This is a genomic window from Streptomyces cyaneofuscatus (assembly GCF_000718135.1).
Lineage (GTDB): Bacteria > Actinomycetota > Actinomycetes > Streptomycetales > Streptomycetaceae > Streptomyces > Streptomyces cyaneofuscatus.
Map to the genome: position 1 here is coordinate 1 of NZ_JOEM01000062.1, position 557 is coordinate 557.

Annotated in this window: 1 protein-coding gene; it reads left to right on the forward strand. The window is 64.1% G+C overall.

The annotated features are described in order from the left end of the window. Window positions 1-557 (forward strand): lantibiotic dehydratase (locus tag IF17_RS0135745; RefSeq protein WP_030575382.1); only part of this gene is annotated, 557 nt, incomplete at both ends.

Sequence of the window (557 nt, forward strand, 5' to 3'; positions counted from 1 at the left end):
CGTTGGCGGTTGTGGGAGCAGTTCTCGTTGCGTGGGCCGGGTTTTCCGGTGGGGGGTGTGTTGGATCTGGCTCCGGTGGATGTGTCGGTGTATGCGGACAAGTTTGCCGGTGGGGTGTTGTCGGGTCCTGATTGGGATGAGTTCGAGGGGGTGTTCGGGGAGGTTGCGGCGCGTACTGCGGTGAGGTTGCAGGGTGTTGCGGGTTCTTCGGATTTCACTGCGGCGGTGGCGTGGCAGAACCGGACGGTGTTGCGGACGGGTTTGCGGCCGTTTCTGGGGTGGGTTCCTTCGGCGTCGGGGCGGTCGAGTATGCCGCGTCAGCGTGAGGAGTTGGTGGCGCACTATTGGCAGCGTTTCTGTGTGAAGAACGACACGATCGGGTTTTTCGGTCCGGTGGGCTGGGGTCGTGTGGATCGTTCGATGGGGGGTGTGGAGATCGATCCGGGGGAGGGGCTGACGGCGTCGTCGTCGGTGTTCTTCTCGAGTTGGTCGATCGACGCGCTGGCGAGGACGTTGTCGGCGGACGAGCGGCTGATGGCCTGGATACCCCCACGACG